We start from the raw sequence: 6,232 nt of genomic DNA, 5'->3' as shown, positions 1-6,232 counted from the left end.
GCCGACGCACTGGCCTGTGGCAACGGCTCGGGCCGCACCCAGCACCCGATCGAGACGCAGGGTGAGGACTGGTACGTGGCGTGGGGCATTGAACCCAATCCGGGCCGGCCATCGCATGCCAAGCGCTGAACGGCAGCTATCGGTGCGGGCTTGATCGCTTCGGCGGCTGTCCCCATGTCCCGTGAACAGCTATCGGAGGCCGCATGGACCCCAGTCAGAATCCCACCGTTTTCCACGCCACCACCATCGTCTGCGTTCGTCGCGGCGAGCACGTGGCCATTGCCGGCGACGGCCAGGTCACCCTCGGCCACACGGTGATGAAGGGCAACGCACGCAAGGTCCGCCGCCTTGGCCGCGATGGCCAGGTACTGGCCGGCTTTGCCGGTGCCGCCGCCGATGCCTTCACCCTGTTCGAGCTGTTCGAAGCCAAGCTGGAAAAGCATGGCCAGCTGCAGCGTGCCGCGGTGGAACTGGCCAAGGATTGGCGCACCGAGCGCCGCCTCGGCAAGCTCGAAGCCCTGCTGGCGGTGGCCGACAAGGAAACCTCGCTGATCATCAGCGGCACCGGCGACGTGATCGAGCCGGAGGACGGCATCATCGCCATCGGTTCCGGTGGCTCGTATGCGCTGTCCGCTGCACGCGCGCTGATGGCGCACACCGAACTGGATGCACGCACCATCGCCAGCGAAGCGATCAACATCGCCGGCGACATCTGCATCTACACCAACCGCAACGTGGTGGTCGAGGAGTTGTGACGGGGAACCGTCACACACATTCCTGATCCGCCGGGCATGGCCCGGCGCTACCGACAACGCATTCGTGAGCACACCCATGCCGCACAAGATCGAAGTTTCCTCCGCCACCATGACCCCGCGCGAGATCGTGCAGGAGCTGGACCGGCACATCGTCGGCCAGCACGACGCCAAGCGCGCGGTCGCCATCGCCCTGCGCAACCGCTGGCGCCGCATGCAGCTGCAGCCCGAGCTGCGCAACGAGGTCATGCCCAAGAACATYCTGATGATCGGCCCGACCGGCGTCGGYAARACCGAGATCGCGCGCCGCCTGGCCACGCTGGCCAACGCGCCGTTCGTCAAGGTCGAAGCGACCCGCTTCACCGAAGTCGGCTATGTCGGCAAGGATGTCGAGCAGATCATCCGTGACCTGGCCGATACCGCCGTCAAGCTGTACCGCGAGCAGGCCAAGGTGCGCGTGCGCACGCAGGCCGAAGAGCGCGCCGAAGACCGCATCCTCGATGCGCTGCTGCCGCGCCGCAGCGGTGGCATCGGCTTCGACCCGGAGGCTGCGCGCAACGAACCGTCGGCGCAGGACAACGAGACCCGCATCAAGTTCCGCAAGATGCTGCGCAACGGCGAGCTGGACGATCGCGAGATCGAGCTCGACCTGACTGCCAACGTCAGCATGGACATCATGACCCCGCCGGGCATGGAGGAAATGGGCCAGCAGCTGAAGTCGATGTTCGCCAACCTCGGTGGTGGCGCCAAGGCCCACAAGCGCACGCTGACCATCAAGGCCGCGCGTCCGCTGCTGCAGGAGGAAGAGGCCGGCAAGCTGGTCAACGAGGATGACATCCGCACCGCCGCGATCGAGGCCTGCGAGCAGCACGGCATCGTGTTCATCGACGAGATCGACAAGGTCGCCAAGCGGGGTGACAACGTGGGCGGTGGCGATGTCTCGCGCGAAGGCGTGCAGCGCGATCTGCTGCCGCTGGTGGAAGGTTCCAACGTGTCCACCAAGTACGGCACGATCAAGACCGACCACATCCTGTTCATCGCATCGGGTGCGTTCCACCTGGCCAAGCCCAGCGACCTGATCCCGGAACTGCAGGGTCGCTTCCCGATCCGCGTGGAGCTGGGTGCGCTGAGCAAGGCTGATTTCGTGCGCATCCTGACCGAGCCGAAGGCTGCGCTGACCAAGCAGTACGAAGCGCTGCTGGCCACCGAAGGCGTCAAGGTCAGCTTCACCACCGATGCCATCGACCGCCTGGCCGAGATCGCCTTCCAGGTGAACGAGCGCCAGGAGAACATCGGTGCGCGCCGCCTGCATACCGTGCTGGAGCGCCTGCTGGATTCGCTCAGCTACGAAGCACCGGACCGCGATGGTGAAACCTTGGCCATCGACAGTGCCTATGTCGATGCGCACCTGGGTGAACTGGTGCAGGACCCGGACCTGAGCCGTTACATCCTGTAACCGGGAATGCGAAAAGGCCGCCGAAAGGCGGCCTTTTTCGTTATGCAGGGTCGGATCCCTCGCCATGGCGAGGGCTCCGACCCGTTACGTACTCGCCGGGCATGGCCCGGCGCTACCTTTGTGGCCGAATCTGCGGTAGCGCCGGGCCATGCCCGGCGGCGCCGTCACGCCTCCGGCAGCGGCTCGGGCACCGAACCCGGTACGAACACGCCTTCCTTCACGTAGGCGGCCAGGGTCATGTCCAGCGCCAGCATGCCGTCGCGCTTGAGGTCCATCAGGTCCGGTTCGACCATCGCCCCGTGCAGCACGCCGAGCACGGTGGCGTGCAGCATGCGCGCGGCGATCTTCGGGTCGGCGCCGTCGCGCAGCTGGCCCAGGTCCTGGGCACGGCGCAGGGCGCGTTCCATCCGGTCCAGGGCATCGCGGAAACCGCTCTGCTGCAGTTCGGTCAGCACCCTGGTGTCGGCCGAGGCATCGCTGCGCAGCATGATCTCCATGGTCTTGCGCAGGCGCTCGTCCTCGGACAGCTCGATGAACGAGTGGATCATCACCGCGCGCAGGTCATGCACCGGCGTGTCGCGCTGGTCGGTGGAGGTGCGCTCCAGCTCCTGCATGAAGGGCAGGTGCACCCGTTCGACGATCGCGGTCAGCACCTCGCCCTTGTTCTTGAAATGCCAGTACACGGCGCCGCGGGTGTAGCCGGCGCGGGCACCGATCATCTCCAGCGTGGTCCGGGCCACGCCGTGTTCGTGGAAACAGGCTTCGGCGGCATCCAGGATGCCTTCGCGGGTTGCCTGGGTGTCCTCTTTGGTTTTGCGGGCCATGAGCGGGTACGAGTGCGGGTGAAACGTGGCTGAATTGTACTGCTTTACAAACAAACACGCATGTATGTATATTTCCGTCCCATCATTCCCGTCGTGTGCGTGGCAGGCCCGTCCTGGCTCCCACTTCACGCGGGTGGGCGCTGTTCGCGCGGACTTACTCCTGCAAGGGGAGGGTCCGTCGTATCAGCACCTGCTGAGATCCCTCCCTTCAAGAGCCATTCCCATCATGTTGCTGAGCCGAATCCGACCCTTCGCGTTGTCGCTGGCGATCGCTGCCACCGTCGCTGCCTGTGGCGGCCAACCCCAGGCACCCGAACAGGGACCGGGCCAGGTCAGCGTGGTCACGCTGAAGTCCGAGACCGTCGGGTTGACCCGTGAGCTGCCGGGCCGCACCAACGCCTTCCTGGTGGCCGAAGTGCGCCCGCAGGTCAACGGCATCGTCGCCAAGCGCCTGTTCACCGAGGGTGGGATGGTCAAGGCCGGCGAGCCGCTGTACCAGATCGAGGACGCCAGCTACCGCGCCCAGGCCAACAGTGCGCGTGCACAGCTGGCCCGCGCCGAAGCCACCGCCAATGCGGCGCGGCTGAGCGCCAAGCGCATCACCGAGCTGGCCAAGGTCGACGCGGTCAGCCAGCAGGATCTGGAAAACGCCGTGGCTGCGCAGAAGCAGGCAGAGGCCGATGTCGGCGCCGCCAAGGCCTCATTGGATGCCGCCAACGTGACCCTCGGCTATGCGCGCATCACCGCGCCGATCAGCGGCCGCATCGGCAAGTCCAGCGTCACCCAGGGCGCGCTGGTCAGCGCCGGCCAGGCCACGGCGCTGGCAACCGTGCAGCAGCTGGACCCGATCTACGTCGACCTGACCCAGTCCTCGGCCGAGCTGCTGCAGCTGCGCCGCGAACTGGCCGCCGGCCGCCTGCAGGACAACCAGCAGACGCCGGTCAGCATCCTGATGGAAGACGGCAGCACCTTCGAACACAAGGGCACGCTGGAGTTCTCCGAAGTCAGCGTCGATCCGGCCACCGGCAGCTTCGCGCTGCGGGTCAGGGTCGACAACCCCGATGGCCTGCTGATGCCGGGCATGTACGTGCGCGCGGTGATCGGCGGCGGTGTGCGCAGCGATGCGGTGCTGGTGCCGATGCAGGGCATCGCCCGCGATCCGAAGGGCGATACCAGTGCAATGGTGGTCGGCAAGGACAACAAGGTCGAAGTGCGCCCGGTCAAGGTCAGCCGCACCGTCGGCGACAAGTGGCTGGTCGAGGACGGCCTGAAGGCCGGCGACAAGGTCATCGTCGAAGGCCTGCAGAAGATCGGCCCGGGCATGCCCGTGAATGCCACCGAACAGGGCGCCGCCCCGGCCAAGCCGGCCGCCGCCCAACCTGCAGCTGCGGCCGCAGGCGCGAAGTAAGCGGAGAACTCCATGGCACGTTTCTTCATCGATCGACCCATCTTCGCGTGGGTCATCGCGATCATCATCATGCTCGCCGGCGGCCTGGCCCTGTTCAAGCTGCCGATCTCRATGTACCCCAACGTCGCACCGCCGGCGGTGGAAATCAGCGCCAGCTACCCGGGTGCTTCGGCCAAGGTGGTCGAAGACTCGGTGACGCAGATCATCGAGCAGAACATGAAGGGCCTTGATGGCCTGATCTATTTCTCCTCCAACAGTTCGTCCAACGGCCAGGCCACCATCACCCTGACCTTCGAGAGCGGGACCAACCCCGACATCGCCCAGGTGCAGGTGCAGAACAAGCTGCAGCTGGCGATGCCGCTGCTGCCGCAGGAAGTGCAGCGGCAGGGCATCAACGTGGCCAAGTCCAGCTCGGGCTTCCTGAACGTCATCGCGTTCGTGTCCGAAGATGGCAGCATGGAYGCCAACGACATCKCCGACTACGTCGGTTCCAAYGTCGTGGACCGTCTCAGCCGCGTTCCGGGCGTGGGCAACATCCAGGTGTTCGGTGGCAAGTACGCCATGCGCATCTGGCTGGACCCGAACAAGCTGCACACCTACGGCATGTCGGTGCCGGAAGTGGTCGCTGCGGTGAAGGCACAGAACGCGCAGGTGGCCATCGGTCAGCTGGGTGGTGCGCCGTCGGTGAAGGGCCAGCAGCTCAACGCCACCATCAACGCGCAGTCGCGCCTGCAGACCCCGGAACAGTTCCGCAACATCATCGTGCGCGGTGCGCAGGACGGTGCCGAACTGCGCCTGGGCGATGTAGCCCGCGTCGAGCTGGGCGCCGAGTCGTACGACTTCGTCACCCGTTACAACGGGCAGCCGGCTAGCGGCCTGGCGGTCACCCTGGCCACCGGCGCCAACGCGCTGGATACCGCTGCCGGTGTCGATGAAACGCTGAAGGAACTGGAAGGCTTCTTCCCGGCCGGCCTGAAGGCCGAGATCCCGTACGACACCACCCCGKTCGTGCSCGTGTCGATCAAGGGCGTGGTSCAGACCCTGSTCGAAGCGATCGTGCTGGTGTTCGTGGTGATGTACCTGTTCCTGCAGAACTTCCGCGCCACCCTGATCCCGACCATCGCCGTGCCGGTGGTGCTGCTGGGTACCTTCGGCGTGCTGTCGGTGCTGGGCTTCTCGGTGAACATGCTGACCATGTTCGCGATGGTGCTGGCCATCGGCCTGCTGGTGGACGATGCCATCGTGGTGGTGGAGAACGTCGAGCGCATCATGTCCGAAGAGGGCCTGTCGCCGCTGGAAGCCACCCGCAAGTCGATGAGCCAGATCACCGGCGCGCTGGTGGGTATCGGCCTGGTGTTGTCGGCGGTGTTCGTGCCGATGGCCTTCATGAGCGGCTCCACCGGCGTGATCTACCGGCAGTTCTCTGCGACSATCGTSTCGGCSATGGCGTTGTCGGTGCTGGTSGCSATCGTGCTSACSCCRGCGCTGTGCGCCACCATGCTCAAGCCGCTGAAGAAGGGYGAGCACCATGTCGCCCACCGCGGTTTCGCCGGTCGCTTCTTCAACGGTTTCAACCGTGGCTTCGACCGCACCAGCGAGAGCTACCAGCGCGGCGTGCGCGGCATTCTGCATCGCCCGTGGCGGTTCATGGGCATCGTGGCCGCGCTGTTCCTGCTGATGGGCGTGCTGTTCGTGCGCCTGCCCAGCTCGTTCCTGCCCAACGAAGACCAGGGCGTGCTGATGGCGCTGGTGCAGGCGCCGGTGGGCGCAACCCAGGAGCGCACGCTGGAAT

5 protein-coding genes and 1 pseudogene are annotated in these 6,232 nt (G+C 66.0%); 5 read left to right on the top strand and 1 reads right to left on the bottom strand.

Annotated features, from left to right (window positions below):
• Window positions 1–9: 9 nt before the first annotated feature.
• The 3 genes from AC1DJN_RS19950 to hslU all read left to right on the top strand — a co-directional run bounded on the left by AC1DJN_RS19950 (window position 10) and on the right by hslU (window position 2,208).
• Entirely contained in the window at window positions 10–129 is a 120-nt protein-coding gene (locus AC1DJN_RS19950; protein WP_478039922.1) for a DUF3079 domain-containing protein, read from the top strand.
• A gap of 74 nt (window positions 130–203) precedes the next feature.
• Window positions 204–755, top strand: a complete 552-nt coding sequence (gene hslV / locus AC1DJN_RS19945) for an ATP-dependent protease subunit HslV (protein WP_025877284.1) — start codon at window positions 204–206, stop codon at window positions 753–755.
• Window positions 756–831: 76 nt separating this feature from the next.
• The gene (hslU, locus tag AC1DJN_RS19940; protein ID WP_025877282.1) at window positions 832–2,208 is read left to right on the top strand and encodes an ATP-dependent protease ATPase subunit HslU; all 1,377 of its coding nucleotides are present in this window, start codon (window positions 832–834) and stop codon (window positions 2,206–2,208) included.
• Between the two features lie 164 nt (window positions 2,209–2,372).
• Here hslU and smeT read toward each other — a convergent pair whose 3' ends face one another.
• Window positions 2,373–3,032 carry an efflux transporter SmeDEF transcriptional repressor SmeT gene (smeT, locus tag AC1DJN_RS19935; RefSeq protein WP_025877280.1) on the bottom strand — a complete coding sequence of 220 codons (660 nt, stop codon included), beginning with the start codon at window positions 3,030–3,032 and terminating at the stop codon, window positions 2,373–2,375.
• A gap of 226 nt (window positions 3,033–3,258) precedes the next feature.
• Between smeT and smeD the strand changes: the two genes are divergently transcribed.
• Together smeD and smeE are read left to right on the top strand one after the other, a co-directional pair.
• Window positions 3,259–4,440: a multidrug efflux RND transporter periplasmic adaptor subunit SmeD gene (gene smeD, locus AC1DJN_RS19930; RefSeq protein WP_032976547.1), complete on the top strand. Its 1,182-nt coding sequence runs from the start codon at window positions 3,259–3,261 to the stop codon at window positions 4,438–4,440.
• A 12-nt stretch (window positions 4,441–4,452) separates the two neighbouring features.
• A pseudogene (gene smeE / locus AC1DJN_RS19925) lies at window positions 4,453–6,232 on the top strand (multidrug efflux RND transporter permease subunit SmeE); the annotation flags it as partial.

The organism is Stenotrophomonas sp. 05L414_2 (assembly GCF_056397905.1).
The sequence above is the reverse complement of the archived record's forward strand: the minus strand, read 5'-3'. Positions and strand labels throughout refer to the sequence as shown.

Bases quoted from the DNA above. Each gene is read 5' to 3' on its own strand.
- smeT (WP_025877280.1), bottom strand. From the start codon at position 3,032: ATGGCCCGCAAAACCAAAGAGGACACCCAGGCAACCCGCGAAGGCATC.
- hslV (WP_025877284.1), top strand. From the start codon at position 204: ATGGACCCCAGTCAGAATCCCACCGTTTTCCACGCCACCACCATCGTC.
- smeD (WP_032976547.1), top strand. From the start codon at position 3,259: ATGTTGCTGAGCCGAATCCGACCCTTCGCGTTGTCGCTGGCGATCGCT.